Annotated in this window: 18 protein-coding genes and 2 pseudogenes; 14 read left to right on the top strand and 6 right to left on the bottom strand. The window is 43.7% G+C overall.

The annotated features are described in order from the left end of the window. The first annotated feature begins 59 nt into the window (after nucleotides 1–59). The 3 genes and pseudogenes from IPM71_06575 (at nucleotide 60) to IPM71_06565 (ending at nucleotide 5,584) form a co-directional block, all read left to right on the top strand. A pseudogene (locus tag IPM71_06575) lies at nucleotides 60–1,595 on the top strand (IS66 family transposase). Nucleotides 1,596–1,804: 209 nt separating this feature from the next. After that, nucleotides 1,805–3,346: a tetratricopeptide repeat protein gene (locus IPM71_06570; GenBank protein ID QQS52392.1), complete on the top strand. Its 1,542-nt coding sequence runs from the start codon at nucleotides 1,805–1,807 to the stop codon at nucleotides 3,344–3,346. Nucleotides 3,347–3,580: 234 nt separating this feature from the next. Further along, nucleotides 3,581–5,584 carry a hypothetical protein gene (locus IPM71_06565; GenBank protein QQS52391.1) on the top strand — a complete coding sequence of 668 codons (2,004 nt, stop codon included), beginning with the start codon at nucleotides 3,581–3,583 and terminating at the stop codon, nucleotides 5,582–5,584. Between the two features lie 50 nt (nucleotides 5,585–5,634). Here IPM71_06565 and IPM71_06560 read toward each other — a convergent pair whose 3' ends face one another. The 3 genes from IPM71_06560 to IPM71_06550 form a co-directional block, all read right to left on the bottom strand. After that, nucleotides 5,635–5,982 (bottom strand): type II toxin-antitoxin system PemK/MazF family toxin, encoded by a 348-nt coding sequence (locus IPM71_06560; GenBank protein QQS52390.1) that lies wholly within the window; start codon nucleotides 5,980–5,982, stop codon nucleotides 5,635–5,637. Continuing rightward, a complete protein-coding gene (locus tag IPM71_06555) occupies nucleotides 5,972–6,202 on the bottom strand; it encodes a hypothetical protein (GenBank protein QQS52389.1) in 231 nt (76 codons plus the stop codon). The genes IPM71_06560 and IPM71_06555 overlap by 11 nt, the downstream gene beginning before the upstream one ends. Before the next feature lie 327 nt (nucleotides 6,203–6,529). Beyond that, entirely contained in the window at nucleotides 6,530–8,449 is a 1,920-nt protein-coding gene (locus tag IPM71_06550) for a 1-deoxy-D-xylulose-5-phosphate synthase (protein ID QQS52388.1), read from the bottom strand. A 393-nt stretch (nucleotides 8,450–8,842) separates the two neighbouring features. Between IPM71_06550 and IPM71_06545 the strand changes: the two genes are divergently transcribed. Next, nucleotides 8,843–9,604: an OmpA family protein gene (locus IPM71_06545; GenBank protein QQS52791.1), complete on the top strand. Its 762-nt coding sequence runs from the start codon at nucleotides 8,843–8,845 to the stop codon at nucleotides 9,602–9,604. Between the two features lie 79 nt (nucleotides 9,605–9,683). Here the strand turns inward: IPM71_06545 and IPM71_06540 are convergent, their stop codons facing one another. After that, the gene (locus IPM71_06540; GenBank protein ID QQS52387.1) at nucleotides 9,684–10,382 is read right to left on the bottom strand and encodes a DUF2807 domain-containing protein; all 699 of its coding nucleotides are present in this window, start codon (nucleotides 10,380–10,382) and stop codon (nucleotides 9,684–9,686) included. Between the two features lie 409 nt (nucleotides 10,383–10,791). Here IPM71_06540 and IPM71_06535 point away from each other — a divergent pair, with 409 nt between their 5' ends. The 3 genes from IPM71_06535 to IPM71_06525 all read left to right on the top strand — a co-directional run bounded on the left by IPM71_06535 (nucleotide 10,792) and on the right by IPM71_06525 (nucleotide 15,304). Then, on the top strand, nucleotides 10,792–12,174 hold the full coding sequence (locus IPM71_06535) for an MFS transporter (protein ID QQS52386.1): 1,383 nt from the start codon (nucleotides 10,792–10,794) through the stop codon (nucleotides 12,172–12,174). Nucleotides 12,175–12,329: 155 nt separating this feature from the next. Further along, complete coding sequence (gene pgmB / locus IPM71_06530; protein QQS52385.1) at nucleotides 12,330–12,983, top strand: beta-phosphoglucomutase; 654 nt, start codon at nucleotides 12,330–12,332, stop codon at nucleotides 12,981–12,983. Between the two features lie 14 nt (nucleotides 12,984–12,997). Continuing rightward, entirely contained in the window at nucleotides 12,998–15,304 is a 2,307-nt protein-coding gene (locus IPM71_06525; protein ID QQS52384.1) for a glycoside hydrolase family 65 protein, read from the top strand. Nucleotides 15,305–15,493: 189 nt separating this feature from the next. Here IPM71_06525 and IPM71_06520 read toward each other — a convergent pair whose 3' ends face one another. Together IPM71_06520 and IPM71_06515 are read right to left on the bottom strand one after the other, a co-directional pair. After that, on the bottom strand, nucleotides 15,494–15,679 hold the full coding sequence (locus IPM71_06520) for a DUF559 domain-containing protein (protein QQS52383.1): 186 nt from the start codon (nucleotides 15,677–15,679) through the stop codon (nucleotides 15,494–15,496). Between the two features lie 6 nt (nucleotides 15,680–15,685). Next, nucleotides 15,686–16,104 (bottom strand): annotated as a pseudogene (locus IPM71_06515) (DUF559 domain-containing protein). 520 nt (nucleotides 16,105–16,624) lie between these two features. Here IPM71_06515 and IPM71_06510 point away from each other — a divergent pair. The 7 genes from IPM71_06510 to IPM71_06480 all read left to right on the top strand — a co-directional run bounded on the left by IPM71_06510 (nucleotide 16,625) and on the right by IPM71_06480 (nucleotide 25,954). Beyond that, nucleotides 16,625–18,472 carry a glycoside hydrolase family 13 protein gene (locus IPM71_06510; GenBank protein QQS52382.1) on the top strand — a complete coding sequence of 616 codons (1,848 nt, stop codon included), beginning with the start codon at nucleotides 16,625–16,627 and terminating at the stop codon, nucleotides 18,470–18,472. Nucleotides 18,473–18,524: 52 nt separating this feature from the next. Continuing rightward, on the top strand, nucleotides 18,525–19,865 hold the full coding sequence (locus IPM71_06505) for an alpha-glucosidase C-terminal domain-containing protein (GenBank protein ID QQS52790.1): 1,341 nt from the start codon (nucleotides 18,525–18,527) through the stop codon (nucleotides 19,863–19,865). A gap of 257 nt (nucleotides 19,866–20,122) precedes the next feature. Continuing rightward, on the top strand, nucleotides 20,123–21,004 hold the full coding sequence (locus IPM71_06500; GenBank protein QQS52381.1) for a glycoside hydrolase family 16 protein: 882 nt from the start codon (nucleotides 20,123–20,125) through the stop codon (nucleotides 21,002–21,004). A 322-nt stretch (nucleotides 21,005–21,326) separates the two neighbouring features. Continuing rightward, complete coding sequence (locus tag IPM71_06495) at nucleotides 21,327–21,998, top strand: succinate dehydrogenase cytochrome b subunit (GenBank protein ID QQS52380.1); 672 nt, start codon at nucleotides 21,327–21,329, stop codon at nucleotides 21,996–21,998. Nucleotides 21,999–22,015: 17 nt separating this feature from the next. Then, nucleotides 22,016–23,956 carry a fumarate reductase/succinate dehydrogenase flavoprotein subunit gene (locus IPM71_06490; protein ID QQS52379.1) on the top strand — a complete coding sequence of 647 codons (1,941 nt, stop codon included), beginning with the start codon at nucleotides 22,016–22,018 and terminating at the stop codon, nucleotides 23,954–23,956. A 51-nt stretch (nucleotides 23,957–24,007) separates the two neighbouring features. After that, the gene (locus IPM71_06485; GenBank protein ID QQS52378.1) at nucleotides 24,008–24,751 is read left to right on the top strand and encodes a succinate dehydrogenase/fumarate reductase iron-sulfur subunit; all 744 of its coding nucleotides are present in this window, start codon (nucleotides 24,008–24,010) and stop codon (nucleotides 24,749–24,751) included. A 264-nt stretch (nucleotides 24,752–25,015) separates the two neighbouring features. After that, entirely contained in the window at nucleotides 25,016–25,954 is a 939-nt protein-coding gene (locus tag IPM71_06480) for a transposase (GenBank protein QQS52377.1), read from the top strand. Nucleotides 25,955–25,957: the final 3 nt, after the last annotated feature.

The following is a 25,957-nucleotide window of genomic DNA, read 5'->3' as shown; positions in this document are numbered from 1 at the left end:
GTGAATAACAAAGGTGGGCAAAAACCTTTACTGCAAAGCTATTTTTATAGTTTTGAGGCATGACTTTGACACCCGAAAATATAAGTTTCCAAGAGCTTGTTGAGATAAACAAAAAACAAGAATCGCAGATAAGCCATCTGGAGTCACAAATCAGCCAGATGCAGTTCCAGATTGATCAGATGAACCGCTTGCTTTTCGGGGCAAAGAGAGAAAGGTTCATCCGCAACGCCGACGAAGCCCAACTTACCTTGCCCTTTGATGTGAAAGTGGAAGAAGCCCCTGAAAAAGAGCAGGAGGTTATCAGTTATGTACGTTCGAAAAGCACCCACAGGGAACATCCGGGAAGGCTGCCCCTGCCATCACATTTACCAGTTGAAGAGATAGTTATAGAGCCTAAAGAAGACACCACCGGACTTAAGTGCATTGGCAAAGAGGTTACCGACCAACTGGAACTTGTCCCGGCCAAACTATACATCAAACGGTTTATCCGTCCAAGATACATAAAGCCAACCGATGAAACTGCTTTAAACCATGTAGGCATTATAGCCGACCTGCCAACCTTTCCTATCGAAAAAGGAATAGCAGGGCCCGGTTTACTGGCACAGATCATGGTTGATAAGTTTGTAGACCACCTGCCTATTTACAGGCAAATAGAACGGTTTAAAAGAGAAGGCATTCACATGCCATCCTCGACCCTTAATGGCTGGCAGGAACCGGAACGAAGTGGAGCTCATCGAAGATAATCGATATGTAATTTACTGGAACCACTTTATGATACCTTAAAACACAGGGTGCTCTCGCAAGGCTACTTACAAGTCGATGAAACCCCTATTCAGGTATTAGACAAAACGAAAAAGGGGAAAACACACCGAGGTTACCACTGGGTATATTACAGCCCGCTTGAAAAAACGGTGTTTTTCGATTATAATAACGGGCGCTCCCGGGAAGGGCCCGCAAGGCTCCTGAAAAACTTCAAAGGATATTTGCAAACCGATGGTTATAATGTGTATGACATTTTCGGGAAGAAAGAACATATTACCCTGCTAAATTGCATGGCGCATGCCCGGCGTGGGTTCGAAAAAGCTTTGGATTACGATAAACCCAGGGCTGAATATGCAATGGACATGTTCCAAAAACTTTATACCATAGAACAAAAAGCCAGAGATGAAAACCTTACCCAGCAGCAAAGGCATCAGCTCAGGCTTGACCAGTCCCTGCCCATCCTCAACGAATTGGGCAAGTGGATAGTTGAAACATATAAAACCGAATTGCCAAAATCGGCCTTAGGCAAAGCACTGGCATATTGCATACCTCGTTGGGATAATTTATTGGCATACTTAAATGACGGTTCATTGGAAATAGACAATAACCTGGCTGAAAATGCTATTCGACCAATAGCCCTTGGCAGAAAGAATTACCTGTTTGCCGGTTCCGAAAGAGGAGCTGAAAGGGCTGCCATGTTCTATTCTTTCTTCGGCACCTGTAAAAAGAACAATATAAACCCTTTTGAATGGCTAAGAAAAGTATTGGAAGTTATACCCAACTATAAAGTAAACCAACTAACCGATTTGTTGCCGCAAAATTTTAATCTGTAGTTACCCAAGCTAACACAAAGTAAACTTATCTGCAACATCTAACCATGACCTACTTGGTAGTAGGGATACAAACCACAATGCATGTTTTAGCATAATCGAACGATTTTTTTTTTACATTTACCTTTGTCAGTCAAGGCCTTATGATACAAAAAATTGCTTTAATAATTTTATTATTCTATTTGTTAGGATCCTTTTCCGAGGCCCAAAACTTGGATAGCCTGCTAGGTGTGCTGGATGAAGAAATCAGCAACAAAAATCTGTATCACCAGAAAAAGGTTTATCGCATCGACTCCTTAAAGAAAAGTTTTATTGCTGAGAAATATAGCTCCGATAACAACTACCGTTATAAATACGACGAAAAGCTCTTCAATGAGTATAAATATTTCATTTCCGATTCGGCCTTTGCCTATGCCACCAAAACGCTTGCACATGCATTTCAGGTGAAAAACCCTGAGCGCATTGCCGCAGCGAAACTTAACCTGAGTTTTACGCTATTATCGTCAGGACTTTTTACCGAAACACTCGATACACTTCTGAAAATAGATGCCAGAAAGCTTAGCGATAGCATTCGAGCAGCCTATTTTTCCCTTTTAGGGCGTACCTATTTCGACCTGGCTGACTATTCGCAGGATATCTTTTATACACCTCTGTATGAAAAAGAAGGTCAGGAATGTTATGATTCGGCCTTAATGTTTACATCGGAAGGTTCACAAGCTTATTACCTGTTTATCGGTTTAAAAAACCTTCGTCTTGGAAATATTACCCATGCTCTGCGTGCCTACAATTATCTCCTCACAGAGTTCATTCTTTCGGAGCATGATATGGCTGTGGTGGCTTCGAGTATGGCTCATCTCTATCGTCTCTCGGGTAAGCATAACGAGGCAGATTTCATGCTGGCACAGTCTGCCATTGCCGACCTAAGAAGTTCGACGAAAGAAACAACGGCTTTGCGAAACCTTGCCGAACACCTCTTTCAGGAAGGGGAGGTAGAAAGAGCGTATAACTACGTCAACATTGCACTGGATGATGCTTATTTTTATGAAGCTCGTCACCGGAAGCTTAAGATTTCCGAAATACTTCCATTGATTGAGAAGGAACGCATGAAAATTGCTCAGAAACAGCGCCAGGTATTGATACGTTATTCTATACTCACGAGCATATTGGTTTTGCTGGTTTTATTTTTAACCGGAGTGGTTCTCCGACAAATCAGACGGTTGAAAAAAACAAGAAATGACCTGGCCTTTTCTTACGATGCCATTCAACAGACAAACTTTCGTTTACATGAGGTAAACCGAATAAAGGAAGAATACATCGGGCACTTTTTTAAAGTATATTCCGACTATATCGAAAAATTTGACAAGCTAAAGAAATCAGTAGGACGTAAACTTACCACCAATAGTTACCAGGACATTGCCGACCTTATGCGCAACATAGACCTTAAAATGGAACGCGAAACACTGTATGCCGATTTCGACAAGAGCTTTTTGAAAATATTCCCCAATTTCCTGGTGGAGTTCAATAGGCTTTTTAAAGACGAAGACCGTTTTGTTTTGGACGAGCACCATATGCTTAGTCCCGAAATAAGGATTTTTGCCCTTATACGGCTTGGAATTAAAGACAATGAGAAGTTGGCTCAAGTGCTTAATTACTCTTTGAACACCATTTACACTTATAAAACAAAGGTGAAAAACAAATCTTTGGTTTCAAACGACGATTTCGAATCGAAAGTAATGGAAATTCAAGCTGTTTAAAACTAAGGATCATTCTATCCTTTAGCAGTGAAACATTTTTATCGGGTTTATTTAATGATAATTATAAAACCCTCTCTGAATAAGGAAATCCTTTTTTAATTTTTCGCGAAGCACATTTTTTGTTATTCGGGCTCTATTTTCTAAATCCGTACCTTTTTGCTTGATTTTTAGATACCCTCCTGAGCCTATTTCGCTATTTTCGGGGCCTAATCGATTTTTTAAAATCATTCTCTTATGCGCAATTCTATTTTCGCCACTTTATTCTTATGCTTTGCCTTTTCCTCCGTCTTCTCGCAACGCGATGCCATGCTGCAGGGATTTTACTGGGATGTACCTGTGGATGTGGAGTCCAAAAACGGTTTCTGGTACGACAGCCTGGCAGCCCGAATTCCACAATTAAAGCAGGCAGGCTTTACCGAAATCTGGTTACCTCCCCCTTCGAAGGGCAATTGGGGCATACTAGATATGGGTTATGGCCTGCACGACCATTACGACCTCGGCAATTATGATCAGGTGAATACAATCGAAACCCGCTTTGGTTCGTTTAACGAGTTACAGAACCTGATAAGGCTGGCACACGACAGCCTAAATGGTCCGCCAATCCACCTGGTGGCCGATATTATTCTCAACCACATTTACAGCACCCAGCAAAAAGATTTTGCGCCGGATCCGGCAGTGAAGCATTATGTGATGCATGCCGCCGAACACAGACTAATGAAGCATCAGCCCTTTCCCTTGAATGAAATCGTGTGGTTTATTCCTGTGGCTTCAGAAGACATTGAGCTCGAAATAAGCAGCCTTCAAACTGATTATTCGAAACACTGGGATGGCAGTTTTTTTATGGCGGTTCATTCCAGCCTGCCAGAGGTGCTCAACTACCATTCCGACTCGGTATTGTTATATACAGGCCAGGAAATAGTGCCGGGTTATACCTACAGTTTCGGACCCGATGTGGATTCAAACCTGCTGGTAAAGCTTCGTACCCCCACTCCAGGGGGCTTGTACCTGATCTTGTCGCCCCGCAATTATTTACTGGAACTCAAAGCCTATCAGTGGACCGAACAAACGCGTTTTATTACCCTAAAGCCTTTTTCAGGGCCTAAGAGCAGCGACATTGATTTTGAGGTACTGACTACCACAGCCATTAACTTTGCCGAAAAAACAGATTTGCCTCAATTAAGCTGGAACAGCAGCCATTTTCACCCCTCTATGCCCGATGGCTATTTACGCACCGGAATGGACGATTACCGTGTTTCGCCCAACATGAAATGGTTTGGTCACGACCTGAACCACAATAACCCCGAAGTGCTCGACAGGCTTTCGGACTGGGGCCGATGGTTGCGAGACAGCATAGGGTACGATGGTTACCGTTTCGACTTTGTGTTGGGCGTTGAGCCCCTGTTTTTAGCCGATTGGATTAACCGGGTCTGGGAAAGTAGTAATCAGGAAGCCACCATGGTAGCCGAGTATTTTACAAACAATAAACAACGTATTTTCGAATGGCTGCTTTTGATCGATAGCCTCAGCCAATCAGGTACCCGGCTGAAAGTATTCGATTTTCCGCTAAAGTATGAACTCACACAACTCTGCAACGATACTACCGGCAGTTTCGATATGCGAAAATTGCTAACAGCCGGCCTTTTGTTCGACCCCATTTACAAACTCCCGGCCAACAGGCTGGTGAGCTTTGCCGACAACCACGATACCGGCAAGGAAAGCGATAAGTGGCTGGTAAACCATTGGCACATGGCTTATGCCTATATTTTGTTTGCTCCCCCTCAGCCCTGTGTCTTTTACAACCACTATTTTGGCGACACACAGATCGAATACTCGCAGGAACGGAAAGAACAGACTATTCCACTGGGTTTAAAGGAGGAAATTGACCGAATGCTCCGCATACGGAAGCATTGCCTGGGAGGTGATATGGTGCATGTGTCGGATACATCTCCAGTCTTTAAGCAGGTGTATTTAGCCTACCGCAAAGGAAATGGCTCTTGCGCAGGAGCTTTTCTCAGCTTGTGCAATACCGAATCAAAGCCTGCTCAATGCACCATTCAATTAGACAATAACTACACTGCTTTTTATGGCAAAAGGCTAATCAATGCCATATCGCCGGGAGAAACTGTTAGGGTAAACAAACGGGGCAAAGTAAGCTTTGAGTTTCAGCCTTATTCTGCTGGGGTCTGGATGCTGGAAGAGGAGTGGAACCGATTGGAAGATCTGATTCGATGTGAGTGAGATATTGTGTAGGATTTTTTATGGTTCGCTTTGTGGAGCTAGAGCATGGTCTATTCGAGGTCAAGCACTATTGCAATATTTTCTTTTACCAGCTCAATCAGTTCATCAGGCAGAACCCCAACTTTTTTTGTCAATCGTTTGTTGTCGATGGCTCTGATTTGGTCGATCATAATATCGCAGGGCTGATTAAGATTAGCAGTACCCTTCTTCAGGTGGACCCTTAATATCGTAGATTCCTTTTTAACGTTGGTTGTAATTGGGCAAACAATTGTGGAGGGATGCGGAATTTTATTCAGCAAATTTGTTTGAATAGCCAACACTGGTCTGGTTTTTCCTGGCTCTGTTCCAATCTGTGGATTTAAGTCAGCAATCCAGATTTCGTATTGTTTAACCGACATAGTCAATCTCCTCGAAGTCTTTGAGAACAGACAATGAATCTGATTTAACCATGTCTGATTCCAGTTTTAATTTTTTCTCAAGAATCAATTTTCGCTGAAACTTATTGTAATATTCAATGGCCTCATTTATATATCGGTTACGAGGCTTTTTAATTCGCGACAGTATTTTCTCGGTTTCACCAAAAATCGAATCGTCTATTTTTAAAGATACTGTTTTCATCCTATTAAGCTTTGTTCCACAAAAGTATATCAAAATAGGATATTAATCAATGTTTTTTTTATTACGCAGATGTTTATTTGGATTCAATGGATAGAAGGCTCTGTTAATTATAGCCAGGGGAAGGGTTATTTGTGATTCTTAGTGTCTTTTAGTCTTGTTGGCTAATAAAAAGAGCCACCAAGTCACAACGAAAATTTGATTGTTTCAATGCAAAATTATTCTGAAACCTGCATGCATCAATAAGTTAGAAACCTTCTTGCTAAAAGGTGCCATGGTCAATTCGCAGCTCAAGTGAAGAGATTATTGGTTGAAAGGTTAAGCCTGATTTTAGATGGCCTTGGATAGCCTATGCTTTTTAAGCTGGTTGAGGGCGCTCAGAAAAATGCCTTCTGCATCAATGCCGCAATCGCGCCATAACTCTTGTTGGGTACCCTGTCCGACAAACTGATCGGGTACTCCCAATACCTTTACAAAGGCATTATACTGGTGATGGGCCATAAATTCGACTATAGCACTTCCAAATCCACCGAGCACCGTGCCATCTTCAACCGTAAGTATATGCTTGTGTTGTTGAAATATGCGGTGCAATTCTTCTTCATCAAGCGGTTTTACCCAGCGCATATCAACATGGCACACGTCTATACCTTCTTTTTTAAGCCTTTTCACAGCTTCTGTGGCAAGATTTCCAATGTGCCCGATGCTGAGTATGGCCAGGTCGTTGCCTTCGCTGAGCCTGCGCGAAGTGCCTGGCACAATTTCTTCGGGCTGGTTTCGCCAGTGGGTAATTACGCCCCGTCCACGCGGGTAGCGGATCGAAAGTGCACCGTACTTTCCGGTTTGGGCAGTATACATCATGTGGCGCATTTCGTGTTCGTTCATAGGAGCTGCCACGGTAAGATTTGGAATGGAGCGCATATAGGCAAGGTCGAATACACCATGGTGCGTAGGGCCATCGCTTCCCACCAGTCCGCCGCGGTCGAAGCAAAACACTACGGGCAACTTCTGAAGGGCTACGTCGTGAATAATCTGGTCATAGGCCCGTTGAGCAAAGGAGGAATAGATGTTACAAAACGGGATCAGCCCCTGGCTGGCCAGTCCGGCAGAGAAAGTAACGGCATGTTGCTCCGCGATGCCGACATCAAAGGTGCGTCCGGGGAGTTCATCCATCATAATCTTTAAGGAGCAGCCTGTGGGCATGGCAGGTGTAATGCCAACAATTTTTTCGTTTTTACGGGCCAGTTCCAAAAGCGTATGTCCAAATACATCCTGGTAGAGAGGTGGTAGATTCTCTTCCGGAGTATGGTTTAAAATTTCACCTGTCAGCCGGTCAAATACACCGGGTGCGTGGTATTTAGTCTGATCTTCTTCTGCTCTTATAAAGCCTTTTCCTTTAAGGGTAAGTATATGCAGCAGCTTGGGTCCGGGAATTTCCTTCAGGTCGTTCAGCAATTGGGCCAACCGCACTACATCGTGTCCGTCTACCGGGCCAAAATAGCGAAAGTTGAGAGACTCGAAGAGATTGCTCTGCTTCAGCAAGGCCGACTTTATTCCGTTTTCGAGTTTTTGGGCATATTCACGCGCATGGGGTGCTACCTTGTTAATTACCCCGAAAAGGTTCCAAAGCTCGTTTTTGAGTTTATTGTAAGTGCGCGAGGTGGTTATATCAACCAGGTATTCCTTCAAAGCCCCCACGGCAGGGTCAATCGACATGTTGTTGTCGTTAAGAATCACCAAGAGGTTGGTGTCGGACGAACCGGCATTGTTCAAGCCTTCGAAGGCAAGACCCCCAGTGAGGGAACCATCGCCAATGATGGCAGCGACATTGCGATTGGTTCCGGATATTTTATCGGCTACTGCAATTCCAAGGGCTGCCGAAATGGAGGTAGACGAGTGACCCACGCCAAAGGCATCGTATTCGCTTTCGCTCATGCTCGGAAAGCCACTGATACCTCCATACTTGCGGTTGGTGTGGAAGCTGTCGCGACGTCCGGTAAGTATTTTATGGGCATAGGCCTGGTGCCCTACATCCCAGATAATTTTATCGAAAGGTGTTTGGTAAGAATAATGAAGTGCCACTGCAAGTTCCACCACTCCCAGGCTGGCTCCAAAATGCCCAGGGTTGCATGAAACCTCGTCGATGATAAACTGTCGAAGCTCCTGGCATACTTGCACGAGCTGCTCGATTTCCAGTTTTTTCAGATCATCGGGACTATCGATGGTACTTAATATGGGATATGCAGTGTTCATCAACTTGTGATAGCTTGCAAATTGCACAAAGTTAATAATTAATATTCAGATAGTTTGAGCAGATTTTTCTCTTGTTGTAAATTCACCACGCAATAAGAAGGGTACTTTTTACGATCTAATCTAATAACCATTGTTGATTAAAAACTACTGCATATGTTCAAAAAAACGCTGATTTTAAATATTACTACCCTGGCGCTTTTTGCCTCTTGTGTTTCACCCAAACTTTATCAGGAGTCGCAACAGCAGAAAGAAACCACCCAACAGGAGCGCGACGAGCTTTTTGGCACCAACGAAAAACTTACAGTGGAGAACACAGAACTAAAAGCAAAAAAATCGGAACTCGAAAAGGAAATCGAACGCACTGTTGCGGCGCATTACGAAGAGGCTGAAGAGATGAAACGCCTGAAGGGCGAATACAACCAGTTAAGCAAGCGTTACGATGAACTCAACCAGGCTCACAAAGCCCTTGTAAGTGGAAGTGATGCCGAAGCGCGCCGTCTGATGCAGCAATTGCAAACCACCCAGAGTGATCTTTATGCCCGCGAAGACCAGTTGAATCAGCTTTCTGAAAAACTGAGCCGCGAACGGCAGCAGTTGCAACAAGTATCCGATGAGCTGGAAGCCCGCACCAAAAGGTTAAACGAACTGGAGAAAAAATTGGCAGAAAAGGATGCCGCGGTCGATGCCCTCAAGCAAAAGGTGAGTGCTGCGCTGATGGGTTTCGAGGGGCAGGGACTTACCGTTACAAAGAAAAATGGAAAAGTTTACATTTCGCTCGACGAGCAATTACTTTTTAGCAGTGGCAGTACCACCGTCGATGCAAAGGGAGTATCGGCACTCAAGAAGCTGGCCGTGGTACTTGAGCAAAATCCCGATATCAACATTACCATCGAAGGGCATACCGATGATGTGCCAGTAGCAGCGGGTTCGCAGTTGGTCGACAACTGGGATTTGAGCGTGCGTAGGGCTACTTCGATTATACGCATTTTAACAAGTAATTCAACTATAAATCCCAAACGCTTAACAGCGAGTGGAAGGGGCGAGTTTATGCCTGTTAGTGCCGGAAAGACTACTGAAGCCAGACAGAAAAATCGGCGTACTGAAATTATTCTCACTCCCAACCTCGATGACCTTTTCGAAATACTGGATAACTAAGCATAATAAACCCTTGTCGATTCAGGAATCTTCTAAAAGAAGACACCGAACCTGAATCGACAAGGTTATTTTGGAAGAATTACAATGACCGTGTGGTACCAGAGCCTACTGTATTGGCATCGATAAGTGGCTGGCCCTTATAGCGCACATTACCACTTCCGGTAATGTTGGTTTCGAGCTTATCTATTGCATAAACCCTAGCAGACCCCGACCCTGTAATTGAAACTTCTGCCTCAGAAACTTCAAAGGGTTCCAGGTTAATATTGCCTGATCCAGTAATTTCGAGCGAAGCATTTGCAGCTTTTCCTTTTGCTTGAATATTGCCCGAGCCAGTTACTTCTGCCGAAAGACTTTTACACTGTAAGTCCGAAAAATCGATGTTACCACTACCCGTAACCATCAGCTCCAAGACTTCGGCCTTAAAAGCCGAACCTGCCATTACATGACCCGAACCCGCCAAATTCAGTTCGGTGAGTTGAGGAAGGCTTACACGTACAATCACTTCATCTTTCAGGTTAGCATAATCATTTGTTTTAATGACCAGTGTGTTGCCTTCGACTCGTGTAATAATTTTTTCTAGGTCACTCTTTTGACCTTCCAGTGTGAGCTCGTACTTTTCGGATTGGACAAGGATTAATTTTCCGGAAATACTGTAACTGATCTGGTTAAAATTTTCGACATTTCGTTTTTCTGCTTGGGCCTGTAAAAAGGCTGGTGCGAGCAAAAACACCACAAAAAGAGTGGGTAAAGTGTAGGAGAACAGATGTATTTTTTTCATAATTTCTGATGTTTGTGTTGCTTGTAAAGACGAGGTGAAAGTGAATTTGCTGCATATTTGGCTTCAATTAATGGAAATATTTCCTCAATCGATTGAAAAATGGATTTTTGAGGGATTCCTAGCAGTGTTTGCCGTCTGTTTTAGTATTGAGTTGCTTCAGAACAAAGAATTCGGGTTCTGGTTTTTACCAAGAAGCAGAAAATCGTTCAAGTAGGACGAAAAAATAGAGTGAAGAATCCATAAAAGAACTAGATTTTTTCTTACGCCGCAAACGTTTGCAATAGGCATTAAAAGTTATACGGTGCATTTTTCGTCAATATTTCTTGTGTATTAGGGATTCCGTTCTTACTTTCGCCCGACTAAATATAGCATCGCTATAATAGAAAGTATAAAAAAAATCTAAAAACTAATGATTACAAAACCAAAATTATCGTTTTGGCAAATCTGGAACCTGAGCTTCGGTTTTCTGGGTGTGCAATTCGGTTTTGCATTGCAAAATGCCAACGCCAGCCGGATATTAACCAGTTTAGGTGCGGATCCACATAATCTTTCATTTTTTTGGTTGGTGGCCCCGATTATGGGCCTCATGGTACAACCCATTGTAGGTGCCGCAAGCGATAAAACCTGGACACGTTTAGGACGTCGTTCGCCTTATATACTTTTTGGCGCCCTTATTTCGATGGTTGCCATGTTTTTTATGCCCAATGCTCCGCTGGTAGTGAAAGCAGGTGGTGCCGGTGCGCTGGCTTTTGGAGTAGTGATGCTGGCCCTGATGGACGGCTCATTTAATGTAACTTTTCAGCCTTTCAGAGCCCTGGTTGCCGATATGACACCAGACGAACAACGTAACATCGGTTATTCTGTACAAAGCTTCTTAATCAATGTAGGTGCGGTGGTCGGTTCAGCCTTGCCTTTTATACTTACCGCCGTTGGCGTTTCGAACGAAGCAGAATCAGGTAAAGTTGCTTCTTCAGTAATATGGTCGTTTTACATTGGTGGATCGCTGCTCTTGCTGAGCGTGCTGGTTACCGTGTTTAAAACCAAAGAGCACCCGCCCAAAGAATTTGAGGCTTACAACAACATTACCGAAGCCGACAAAGCCCACAAAGAAAGCTTTTTTAAAACTCTGGTAAACATGCCCAAAGCCATGCGTCAGCTTGCCTTGGTGCAACTTTTTTCGTGGTTTCCACTGTTTCTTATGTGGGTATATTCTACTACAGCTATTTCGCAGCACTATTTTGGGGTTCCGGTCGATTATCATGCCGAATCAGCTACCGATGCAGTTCGCCGGGCTTTTGACGAAGCAGGCAATTGGGTAGGTATTTGTTTTGCAGTATACAGTTTGGTAGCAGCAATATTTTCTGTCTTAATGCCTATGCTTATCCGCCGCAGCAGCCGGAAAACGGTTTATGCAGGTTCCCTATTATTGGGCGGCCTTGGCTATATCTCAACCTTTTTCTTTCACAACCAATACATGTTACTTATCTCGATGGTGGGTATCGGTGTGGCTTGGGCAGGCATTTTGGCCATGCCTTATGCTATTCTTTCGGGCTCGCTTCCTGCCAAGCGCATGGGCATTTACATGGGGCTATTTAACCTTACTGTAGTGGTGCCTCAGATTCTCAGCGGATTATTTGGAGGACCTATTCTCCGAAATTTCTTTGGCGGACAGGGAATTTATATTCTGATAATGGCAGGTATTATTATGGTGATAGGTGCCTTTTTGGTTTCTTTTGTCGAAGACAAATCTTCGGAGAATGCTGAGGTAGCTAAAGGTTCCGGTGGGCACTAATCTGTAAATTGCTGTGATTGATTTTTTATAGATTGAACAAAACACTTAAAAACACATAATTATGTCAATTATGTGTTTTTAGCTTAATACAAAAGGCAAGACAAAAATCCTGCCCGATAGGGTTAACAATTGATTTAGGGTTAAATTAAAAAGTAATGAACATTAAAGCATGCATTTTTGATTTGGATGGTGTGATTGTCGATACCGCCAAATATCATTATCTGGCCTGGAAAAGGTTGGCGAATGAAATGGGTTTCGATTTCACCGAAGAAGACAACGAACAACTAAAAGGGGTGAGCCGGGTCCGCTCCCTCGAAATCTTGCTCGAACTGGGCGGTGTAAGTAAGACTGCTGCCGAGCAGGAAGAACTTGCTACACGGAAAAACGACTGGTATGTGGAGTACATTCAAAAACTCGAGCCAGAGGAAATACTCCCCGGCGTGCACTTGTTTCTGGACGATTTAAAAGAAAAGGGCATCAAAATCGCCCTCGGATCGGCCAGTAAAAATGCCCGTATGATTCTCGATGGGTTAAACCTTACCCGCTATTTCGATGCCATTATCGATGGCACGAAGGTATCCAAGGCTAAACCAGATCCTGAGGTGTTTCTGAAAGGGGCCAAAGAGCTTGGACTTCAACCTGTCGAATGCGTTGTTTTTGAAGATGCACAGGCCGGAGTGGAAGCTGCTAAAAACGGTGGTATGCCTTGCATTGGTATCGGCAGCCCCGGAAGTCTCAAAGGAGCCGACCTGGTTATTCCAGGATTTGATGGCGTTCGCTATCACGAGTTGATCAATAAATTGAATTAATTTCTTTTAGAACAATGATAAAGTATCTCAAAACAGATCCCTGGTGTATTATCGAAGACAGTTTTTCGCAGAAACACCATCAGGCATCCGAAAGCATTTTCAGCCTTGGAAATGGTTCTTTCGGTCAAAGAGCTAATTTTGAAGAAGCCTATAGCGGCAAAACTCTTCAGGGAACTTATGTAGCAGGGGTTTACTATCCCGATAAAACCAAAGTAGGTTGGTGGAAAAACGGTTATCCTGAGTATTTCGCCAAGGTGTTAAATGCCGCTAATTTTACAGGTATCGACATTCAGGTCGATGGCGAAACCCTTGACCTTGCCAAATGCCAGGTTCCCTCGTTTAAAAGGGTGCTCAACATGAAAGAAGGCACACTAAGCCGCGATTTTGTGGCCGAACTGCCCTCTGGCAAACAGTTACAAGTGTCGGCCATACGTTTTCTGAGCATGGCCAAAAGCCAGACAGGTGTAATCAAATACAGCATTACCCCGCTCAATGGCGACTTCACCATTGTGTTTACTCCTTACCTGAATGGTAACGTGGTGAACGAAGATGCCAACTGGGACGATGTATTCTGGACCCAGATCGCCCACGAAGTAAAGAACGGTGAAGGTTATGTGGTTGCCCGCACAAAAAAAACAGAGTTTGAAGTAGCCACTGCCATGCAGGTACAATCTTTTCTCAATGGAAAAGAAACCGGTCTTACCGCCATCGATCATTCGAAAGAATGCTATGTCGAATCTGCATTCAGCATCAAGGTAGGTAAGGGTAAAACCCTCGACATCTATAAATATGTAGCTGTACTATCCTCACTTAATCACCCCAAGGAGCGTATTCTGGAGCACGCACACCAGGTGATTAAAGAAGCGGTGGAAACCGGCTTTGAACAAATGCTCGCAGCACATAAAGCCAAATGGGCTACCATCTGGGAGCATTCGGACATTGTAATCGAGGGCGACGACGAAGCCCAGCAGGGTATTCGTTTTAACATCTATCACCTCAACCAAACCTATACGGGCGAAGACGATCGCCTCAACATTGGCCCTAAAGGATTTACTGGCGAGAAATATGGCGGAGCATCTTATTGGGATACCGAAGCTTACTGTTTGCCATTTTACCTTGCTACAGCTCCTTCGCAAGTATCGAAAAACCTCTTGCTGTATCGCTATAAACACCTCGAACGTGCCATTGAAAATGCACAAAAACTTGGGTTTAGCAACGGAGCAGCCCTTTACCCCATGGTAACCATGAATGGCGAAGAGTGCCACAACGAATGGGAAATTACCTTTGAAGAAATACACCGTAATGGGGCCATTGCATTTGCTATTTATAACTACGTGCGCCATACCCAAGACTATGCTTACCTCGCCGAGGCAGGCCTCGAAGTGCTGCTGGGCATTGCACGTTTTTGGAACCAACGCATTACCTTCTCCGAAGACAAGCAGAAATTCGTGATGCTTGGTGTTACAGGCCCCAATGAATACGAGAACAACATCAATAACAACTGGTATACCAATACCATTGCCGTGTGGACTCTAGAGTATGCCATGGAAGCACTTCAATGGGTGAAAAATAACAACAAGGCTCGTTTCGATACCATAGTATCAAAAGCCCGTTTCAACGAAAAGGAAACCGAACGTTGGAAGGATATAGCCACCCGCATGCACTTCCCTTTCCTCGAAAGCGAAAAAGTGTTTTTGCAACAGGACGGTTATATGGACAAGGAGCAGATTACAGTGGACAAGCTCGACCCGAAAGAGCGCCCCATCAATCAAAAATGGTCATGGGACCGCATTCTGCGTTCTTGCTTCATCAAACAGGCAGATACCCTGCAGGGAATTTACCTTTTCGAAGAGCGTTTTGATACCGAAACCATTGCCCGTAACTTCAAATTTTACGAACCTCGTACCGTGCACGAATCTTCGCTTTCGCCCTGTGTACACGTAGTGTTGGCAGCGCGTATTGCACAAATGGAAAAGGCTTATGAGTTGTACCTGCGTACCTCGCGCCTTGATATCGATGATTACAACCACGAGGCACACGAAGGACTTCACATTACTTCAATGGCCGGAACCTGGATGTCGGTAGTAGAAGGTTTTGGAGGCAAAAGGGTTATCAACGAGCAATTGGTGCTTAACCCCAGCCTTCCTTCGCAGTGGAAGAAATTTTCTTTTAAGGTACTATGGCGTGGAAGTCAGTTGATCGTAAGCGCAGAACCCAAAAAAGTGGTTGTATTAAATGAGTCGACTGTAGCAGCCAAAGTGGTGGTTTATGGAAAAGAATACACCATTGCCGGTGGTTCCAGCATAGAAGCAGCTAAATAATACTGAACACATTTTTCTTGAACGAGATCCGGTTTGCTTGTCAGACCGGATCTTTTTTTTCTCCTGTGCGGCGAAAAATGAAACCTGATTTGCAATAAAAGGACAAAGGACTAAAAGGCCAGTACAAAATGTTGGCAGAGAGAACCATTTCTTACAATTTCGCCTCTCAATTCCCCTCCGAGGGAGGGGTTAGGGGTGGGTAACTTCGACAAATTCATCAATACACGATTCTATGGTTCGCAAAACATTATGAATGTTGTGTTTGACTTCAATGTCATCAAACCTAAGAAATGAAATACCAAGTGATTCTAGTCTTTTCTGACGCAATACATCTTTCTTATATGCTTCTTCTGAATAATGACTATCACCATCCATTACTCTTCATAATTCCCCTCCCATGGAGCGGTTAGGGGTGGGTGTATTTTCGACAATATTATCAATAAACGATTCTATTGTACGTAAAACATTGTGAATGTTGTGTTTGACTTCAATATCATCAAACCTAAGAAATGAAATACCTAGTGATTCTAGTCTTTTCTGACGCAATACATTCTTCATATAAGCTTCTTCTGAATAATGACTATATCCATCAATTACTCCTCTCAATTCCCCTCCCTCGGAGGGGTTAGGGGTGGGTATTCATCAATTGGCCTTTGACGGTCAAAATCATAAGCCTTCATCTTTTTTTGCTTTAGTTCGTTCCAAAGTAAAACTTCCGACAAAGTCATGTTTTTCCGCAAAGCTTTGGCCAATGGGATTAATTTCGGGTTATAGGGTATTATTTTTCTTCTTTGCTTCATCTTCTAGCATTATTAACCCACCCCTAGCCCCTCCAAGGGAGGGGAATACTGCGTTTCAAAAACCTCCCACCTAAAAATATAGAATTAATCTCTATACAAAGATTTATCTTCCTATTGATTTGCTTTGATTCTCAAACACCCTAAAGTTTGAAAGACTCAAATGGAATATTTTAGTTCGTAAGCTACTGAAGCCCATGGTTACGATTTTAAAGTAATTTCATCACCCACAATTCAGAAAAATGAACTGTGATTTGCAAATAAAGACAAAAAGCGAGATGGTCGGTACGAAATATTGTTGAGGAGAACCATTGCTTACAATTTCGTTTTTCAATTCCCCTCCCCAGGAGGGGTTAGGGGTGGGTATCTTCGACAAAATCATCAAAAAACCAGAAAAAGAACTGTGATTTGCAAATAAAAGGACAAAGGGCGAAAAGGCCGGTACAAAATGTTGACAGAGATAACCCTTTGGTTACAAATAGTTTCTTATTTTTATCGGATAACTCTTTAAAACTCCTTTGCTGTGAAAAAATACTTCCTAATATCGCTGTTTCTTTTAATCTCATTTTTGCGGCTTAGCGCATCGGACAGCCTGCGCATCGAACCCCCTTTCTGGTGGGAGGCCATGGAATACAACACCATTGAGTTAATGGTCTATGCCGAAAATATTCAGCAATACATGCCCAAAACCAACAAGGCTGAAGTGATAATTAATAAGGTAGAAAGGCCAGAAAACAGAAATTATCTGTTTATCGATCTCACCATTGGGGCTTCAGTAACGGAAGGGTTTAATCTGATTTTTGAAGGTGAAAGCGGACAACAAGGGCTTATATATAATTACGAACTGAAAACACGCCGCGAAGGCTCAGCAGAGCGCGAAGGTTTTAACAGCAGCGATGTCTTGTACCTCGTTATGCCCGATCGATTTGCCAACGGAGACATTTCGAACGACAATGTACCGGGCATGCTTGAAAAAGCCGATCGAAACCAATCGCTAGGCCGTCATGGCGGCGACCTTCAAGGGGTGATAAAAAACCTTGATTACATAGGAGACAACGGCTACACGGCTCTCTGGCTAAACCCTGTGCTCGAGAACGATATGCCTGCCTATTCTTACCATGGATATGCCATTACCGATTTTTACCAGGTCGATGCACGTTTTGGGGGAAACGAGGCCTACCTTCAGCTTTCGGAAGAATGCAGCAAAAAAAGCATCAAGCTGGTGATGGATATGGTTTTTAACCATGCCGGTACCGAAACCTGGTGGGTGAAAGACCTTCCCATGGCCGACTTTATTAACCAGTGGCCCGAATATACCCGCAGCAATTACCACGGCGAAGTGAACAACGATGTGTATGCTTCTGATTTCGATAAAAATAAAATGGAACGCGGATGGTTCGACCGCACCATGGCCGATTTGAACCAGCGCAACCCGCACATGTTTAAGTATCTCCTGCAAAACAGCATCTGGTGGATTGAATATGCCAACCTAGGTGGTATTCGCATGGATACCCATCCTTATCCCGAGAAACAAGCCATGAGCGAATGGGCTCGCATTATTCAGGAACTGTATCCGAATTTCAGCATAGTAGGTGAAACCTGGCTGAATTTTCCGGTGCACGTGGCTTATTGGCAAAAAGATGCCAACACCCCCGACGGGTACAATGCTCACCTCAAATCGGTTACCGATTTTCCGGTAAATTATTCAGCCATCAAAGCCTTTAACGAAGAAGAAGGCTGGCAGGAAGGACTCTCCAACCTGTACTTTACCATTACACAAGATTACCTTTATCCCAATCCGCAGAACCTGCTGATTTTCCCCGATAACCACGATGTGGACCGCATAACTACCTTAATCGATGCCGACTGGAACAAATTCAGGCAGATTATGGCTTTCTATGCTACTACGCGCGGAATACCTCAATTTTATTATGGCACCGAAATTATGATGGACGCACGTCCCTACAAAGACCATGGCTCCTACCGCCGGGATTTTCCAGGAGGATGGGAAGATGACAAAACGAATGCTTTTTCCGGGCAGGGCCTTACTACCCGCGAACTTGAAGCACAAGCTTTCATGAAAAAACTTCTTAATTGGAGAAAAGATACTGAGGTGATACATACAGGAAAATACAAACACTTTATACCCGAAGACCACACCTATGTTTATTGTCGCTACAACGATTCTGAGGCTGTTGTGGTAATCCTGAATAAGAACAAAGACCCTTACAGCCTGAAGCTGGAACGTTACCGCGAAATTCTGGAAGGTTACACAAAGGCAGTAGACATACTTTCAGGCCGCGAAATAGAGCTAACTGGTTCTATTATGCTCGAACCCCTTACCCCACTTATACTTGAGTTGAAGAAGTGATATAATTCTAATCCCTAACAAAAATAAAATGAAGCAAATTATTTATGTTCTGATGGCCCTTAGCCTCCTGGCCTGCGGCACAAAACCCCAACCCAAGCAACTGGAGCCTGTTACGTTTGTGAAACGAACCGCAACAACGGTCGACTGGGCAAAGGATGCCGTTATTTACGAGGTAAACCTGAGGCAATATACCCCCGAGGGAACCATCGACGCATTTATACCTCACCTGCCTAGGCTAAAGGAGTTGGGAGTAGACATACTGTGGCTGATGCCCATACACCCCATCGGCGAAAAAAACCGCAAAGGAAGCCTGGGAAGCTATTACTCGGTGAAAGATTATAAGGCTGTTAACCCCGATTTTGGCACACTCGACGATTTCAAAACCTTGGTTGAAGAAGCACACATGCAAGGAATGTATGTCATCATCGACTGGGTAGCCAACCATACCTCGTGGGACAACAACTGGATTACCGAACACCCTGAATATTATGCCAAAGATTCGCTGGGCAACATGTACTACCCTGCCGATTGGTCCGACGTGTGCCAGCTCGATTACAAGCAGCAGGGGCTGCATCAGGCTATGATTGATGCTTTGAAATTCTGGGTCGAAGAGACCGATATCGACGGCTACCGCTGCGATGTGGCCGGAATGGTACCCGTAGAGTTCTGGAACAAAGCCCGCGTGGCACTTGATAGCATTAAACCCGTTTTTATGCTGGCCGAAGACGAACATACCTATGGACTCATGGAAAAAGCTTTCGACATGAACTATGCCTGGCACATGCACCATATTATGAATCAGCTGGCTAAAAAAGCCGATAGCGTATCGGCTCTCCGGGAGTATTTTGTACGTTACGATACCATTTTCCCACCATCCGTAATCCGTATGAACTTCATTACCAACCACGACGAGAATTCGTGGAACGGCACCGAATTCGAACGCATGGGTGAGGGAGTAAAAACTTTCGCTGTAATGAGCTTTACCCTTCCTGGCATGCCTTTGCTTTACACCGGACAAGAAGCGGGAATGAACAAAAGACTTGAGTTTTTCGAAAAAGACCAGGTCGACTGGAGTAACGAAAGCATGGTGCCCTTTTATCAATCGCTTACCAGTCTGAAAAAAGAAAATGAGGTATTCTGGAACGGAGCAGCCGGAGGTAGCATGCAGGTGCTTGACACCACCCACCAGAGCGTATTTGTATTTAAGCGGGCGAAAGGAGAACAAGAAGTTTATGTGGTATTGAATCTTTCTGCAGAAAACCAGGAAATAATTGTTCCTGGTGGTATGGAAGGAGCCTACAAGGAGTATTTCAGCTCCCAGACCGAAGTGATGAATGCAGGCGAAAAACTGCAACTCGAAGCCTGGGCCTATAAAGTTCTTTTTAAAATGTAATTCCTACTAAGAGAAATATAAAGAGGATGCCCATTTTTGGACACCCTCTTTTTTATTTTTGTAGCATTTGCTACATTTATAAAGACAAAGAAATTATACAGAAATGGATAATATGTTGGAAATTGACAAAATAAATAGACAACAAATTTTGGCGGATACTAAAAAAATAAAGCAGCCTAGTGAAAACTGCGCTGAGGGATGAAGCTTCAGAGCTAACCAAAGCACCTATTTTAGCAAATGAAATAATTCAATATACCATGAAAAGATTACCAATAATTTTCGCCATTATCTCAATGATGTTTCTTTCGCTTCATTCCTTTGCGAACTCCGGGAAAGGCAGCGCCCCAAATGATTCAGATTCTTCATCTAGCCAAAATAGTGCCGACTATAACCCCGGACCGGATTATTACTTAGCCTGGTCGGATGAGTTTGAGGCTACAACCATCGATGAAAAGAACTGGAATTTTCAGGAATTGAAAGCCGGACATTTCAACGATGAGTGGCAACGTTATACCAACAGCCCTGAAAATGCATATATCGAAAACGGATGCCTTGTTATAAAAGCGATTCACGAAAGTGAAGTACATGGAATGGACCAATATACTTCTGCACGCTTAAATACAGCAAACAAACAGGCATGGAAATATGGTAAGATAGTTGTCCGCGTTAAACTTCCCTATGGCCATGGATTATGGCCAGCTGTTTGGATGCTGGGTACAAATATCGATGAAAATGGAGGCGACACACCCTGGCCTCAATCCGGCGAGATTGATATATTGGAATTATATGGATCCAAAAACGATTCGGTGGTAGAGTGTAATATTCATTATGCCGGTGCAGATGGTTTACATGCGAATATGGGAGCAGTTTCATACAAAAATAAAGAGGGCAGGTTTGCCGATGCGTTCCACATTTTTGAGCTTGATTGGGATGCCCAAAAGATGGTTTGGTTGGTCGATGGCAATGAATATGCTTCTACACCGATTACTGCCGATTACTTGTCGGAGTTTCATAAGGAATTCTTTATTTTGCTGAATGTTGCGGTTGGAAATAAAACCGCCGGACGTCCAGATTCAGAAAGCATATTTCCACAACACATGTACATCGACTGGGTAAGGGTTTATCAGAAAAAGAAATAAACTATCAGACTAACAGCTGAACCCTACTCATGTGCCAACGTGGGTATATAGTTTTTTTACGCCTTGTTCTTCTCATAATGAAAAAAAATTCAGATAACGCAAGATTGTAGCTTGCACCTTCTAGTTAACATCTTCCACAGTTAGTCCGTCTTTTAAAAGTCAGGCTGAAGTATTTATTTTTCATGAAAAAGCCTGATAACTGGCGGTTGTAATTTAAAATAAATATAAATACTTTTATTGGCCCTGCAAGCTGTTGCAAAATGTGCCAATTCGGGGTACTTTTAAGCTTGGTTTTAACTATCTATTTAAACATTCTTATCTAATGAGCAACATTTTTTATTCTTCAATTGGCAAGAAGCTGCTTATGTCGCTGATGGGCCTGTTTCTCATCTCGTTTCTGCTTGTTCACCTGGGCATTAACCTGCTGATCATTACACAGGACAGCTTTGAGCCTTTTAACAAAGCAGCCCATTTTATGGGCACCAACAAAGTCATTAAAATAATGGAATTTGCCTTGTTTGGCGGTTTTATCCTGCATATGGTATATGGGGCAGTGTTAAGTATTCAGAACATGCTTTCTCGTCCGGTAGGTTATAAGGTTGCCAATAACTCGCAGCTTTCGTTTTTTTCCAAATACATGTTTCATACAGCCCTTGTCATCACCATTTTCCTGATTTTACACTTGTTCGATTTTTACATCAAGGCAAAATTCATTGGCGATGTGGGCGAAGTAGTTTACGACGGTAAAAGCTACCACGATCTGGGTACGCTCGTCTTTACCCGCTTTAAAATGTTGGGTGCTGTAGTATTCTACCTTGTGGCTTTGCTTGGTTTGGGATTTCACCTTCACCACGGTTTTCAATCGGCTTTTCAAACCCTGGGGCTTAACCATCCGGTATATACCCCTATCATAAAAGGCCTTGGTCTTTTGTATACACTGGTTGTAACATTGGGTTTTATGGCTATTCCGGTGGTAATTTATTTTTTTAAGTAAGCTTAATTTTTTGTGATATGACAACTTTGAACTCTAAGATACCCGAAGGCCCCCTGGCCGATAAGTGGAAAAACTACAAAGCCACTCAACGTCTGGTGAACCCATCGAACAAACGTAAGCTCGATATTATTGTAGTAGGCACAGGGCTTGCCGGTGCCTCGGCAGCCGCCAGCCTCTCAGAAATGGGTTTTAAGGTAAAAGCCTTTTGTTACCAGGACAGTCCCCGCCGTGCGCACAGTATTGCAGCACAAGGGGGTATCAACGCAGCCAAGAACTACCAGAATGATGGAGACAGTGTCTACCGTCTTTTCTACGATACCATTAAGGGAGGCGACTACCGTTCGCGCGAAGCCAACGTATACCGTCTTGCCGAGGTAAGTAACTCTATTATCGACCAGTGTGTGGCTCAGGGTGTACCCTTTGCCCGCGAATATGGCGGATTGCTCGACAACCGGTCGTTCGGAGGCGCACAGGTATCGCGTACCTTCTATGCCCGAGGCCAGACAGGGCAACAATTGCTGCTCGGTGCCTACAGCGCCATGATGCGCCAGGTGCACCTGGGAGGAATCGAGTTGTTTACCCGCCACGAAATGCTTAACCTGGTTATGGTTGATGGTAAAGCCCGCGGAATTATCTCGCGCGACCTGGTTAGCGGTAAAATAAAACGGCATTTTGCGCACGCTGTGGTTATTGCATCTGGTGGATATGGAAACGCCTTTTTCCTATCGACCAATGCCATGGGATCGAATGGCAGTGCCGCCTGGCAGGTATATAAAAAGGGAGCCTATTTTGCCAACCCTGCTTTTGTGCAGATACACCCTACCTGCATACCTGTGCATGGTACTTTTCAGTCGAAACTCACCCTCATGAGCGAGAGCCTTCGGAACGATGGCCGCATTTGGGTGCCCAAGAAAAAAGAAGATGCTGAAGCCATACGCAGTGGCAAGCTGAAACCTACCGAAATAGCCGAAACCGACCGCGATTATTACCTCGAACGCCGTTACCCTGCCTTTGGTAACTTGGTACCACGCGATGTAGCCTCACGGGCAGCCAAAGAACGCTGCGATGCCGGTTACGGCGTAGGCAGCGGACTGGCCGTTTACCTCGACTTTTCCGACTCCATCAAGCGTTTGGGAAAGGACGTAGTGGAAGAACGCTATGGCAACCTCTTTCAGATGTACGAAAAAATAGTTGACGAGAATCCCTACGAAACTCCCATGATGATTTACCCTGCTATTCACTATACCATGGGTGGCACCTGGGTCGATTACGAACTAATGACTACCATACCTGGGCTTTACGCCATTGGCGAGGCTAACTTTTCCGATCACGGATCTAACAGGCTTGGTGCTTCGGCATTGATGCAAGGCCTGGCCGACGGCTATTTCGTATTGCCTTATACCATTCAGAATTACCTTGCCGATGATATATTAACGCCCCGCATGACAACCAACGAACCTGAGTTTGTGGCTGCTGAGCAGGAAATAGTCCAGCGGGTCGATAGGCTTATGAGCATCAAAGGAAACAAGTCGGTGGACTATTTCCACAAAGAATTCGGACTTCGACTTTGGGACCTGGTGGGCATGGGCCGCAACAAACAAGGACTGGAGCAAGCCATTTCAGACTTTAAACAGATGCGCGATTCGTTCTGGAAAGATGTAAAAATACCTGGTGAAAAGGATGAATTTAATCCGGAATTGGAAAAAGCAGGTCGGGTGGCCGATTTCATCGAAATAGGTGAACTCATGGCCCGCGATGCTCTGATGCGTGAAGAATCCTGCGGCGGCCATTTCCGCGAAGAGCATCAGACCGAAGAAGGAGAAGCCAAGCGCAACGACAACGATTTTATGTTTGTAGGTGCCTGGGAGTTTAAAGGAGCCGACAAAGATCCGCAGATTCACAAAGAGCCACTCAATTATGAGTTTATTAAGGTGGCTCAGCGGAATTATAAAAAATAAAGCCTGCTTCGGCAAGAGGATTTCATTATTCGAAAAATAAAATTGAATGCAATGGATTTGACACTTAAAATATGGAGGCAAAAAAACGCCTCTGCCAAGGGAAAGTTCGAAACGTATCAACTTAAAGGTATTTCTCCCGATTCGTCTTTTCTCGAAATGCTTGATATCTTAAACCAGCAGCTTATTGACGATAACATTGCCACACCGGTGTGTTTCGATCACGATTGCCGCGAAGGCATTTGTGGCATGTGTGGACTTTATATTAATGGCCGTCCGCATGGACCTGATACAGCAGTTACAACCTGCCAACTTCACATGCGGAAGTTTAAAGATGGCGACACCATTGTCATTGAGCCCTGGAGGGCCAAACCATTTCCGATTATTCGCGACCTGGTAGTCGACCGCAGTGCTTTCGATAAAATCATGCAGGCCGGTGGCTATGTCTCAGTAAATACCGGAGGAGTACCCGATGCAAACGCTATTCCAATACCTAAGCGAAATGCCGATACGGCGATGGATGCCGCAGCTTGCATTGGTTGCGGGGCTTGCGTAGCTTCCTGCAAAAATGCTTCGGCTATGCTTTTTGTGGCTGCAAAGGTATCGCAATACGCCAACCTGCCACAAGGCAAGGTAGAGGCCAAAGAAAGGGTGAAGAATATGGTAAAGGCCATGGACGAACTGGGCTTTGGAAACTGTACCAACACAGGTGCTTGTGAGGCTGAATGCCCCAAAGAAATTTCACTTTCGCACATTGCCCGACTTAACAGAGAATTCTTTGTGGCTAAAATCGTTTAGCACCTTCAGTTGATAAACGCTTATTAGGGCTCTGTGGCATATTTCTCCTTAGGCGATAGTACAGAGGCATGCTTTATTCTTGAGACTTAAATTTCATGAGTTCACGAAATGAAATTTTAGATATAGAGGCCAAAAATAGTTGGTAAAAAGTTTTTTATTCCTTGTCACTATTGAGATACAAAAGAGTTAATTGAAAGTTGTTTCAGTTAACTCTTTTATATTTATGAAAACATCAAAAAAAAGCGTTGTTGGGCATGTCAAAGTTTGAATTTAATCAAATGGGGAACCCAGCAAGGAAAACAACGTTTTAAATGTCAATTTTGCGGTATATTATTCACTAATGCTAGTCTATTTACAAAGAAAACAAATCAAAAAGTTTGGTTTCAGCATTGGGTTATTGGACGACAAACGATACCACAGATAAGCAAATCCAGTGGATACTCTGAGCGGACGCTTAAGCGAATGTTTTCTTATTATCTCTCACAATCCCCTGTATATGCAGTTAAGCCATCAGAGAAGGTTAATTTATTGATAGATGGAACCTACTTCAGTAAAGATCTTTGTTTGGTTCTTTACAGAGATAACACGATAAAATTCACACAGTTGTATCGATTAACTGATGGGGAATGGTATGACGAAATGAAAGAAGACCTGGAAAATCTATTAAAGCTTGGAGTCCAAATAGAAAGTATAACATGCGATGGACATAAATCACTGCTTAAAGCGATTCGTAAAGTATGTAAACATGTAACCGTTCAACGGTGTATTATTCATGTTCAAAGAATGTGTCGTATCTGGCTTACAATGAACCCCAAGAGTATTGCAGGTATGGAACTTAGAACTATTATAAACCAGTTACATAAAATTGAGAATAAAGAGCAATGGGGGAATTGGGTTGTCAACTTATACAACTGGCATGAAAAACATAAGGAATTCTTAGATCAAAAAAGCTACAACTTTGATACTGGAAGGTATTGGTACACTCATAAAATGGTTAGGCGTTCATTTACAGTTATTAAGAAGGCTTTGCCTGATATGTTCCATTATCTGGACAATGACAGAATTCCAAAATCCACAAATGGATTAGAGTCATTTTTTGGACATCTTAAAAGTCACATAACTCTACACCGAGGACTATCCAAAGAACATCGTAAAAGCTTTATAAGATGGTATTTATACTATAAAAACCAAAGAGTTTTCTAAGCC

Source organism: Bacteroidota bacterium (assembly GCA_016699695.1).
GTDB lineage: Bacteria > Bacteroidota > Bacteroidia > Bacteroidales > UBA10428 > UBA10428.
The sequence above is the reverse complement of the archived record's forward strand: the minus strand, read 5'-3'. Positions and strand labels throughout refer to the sequence as shown.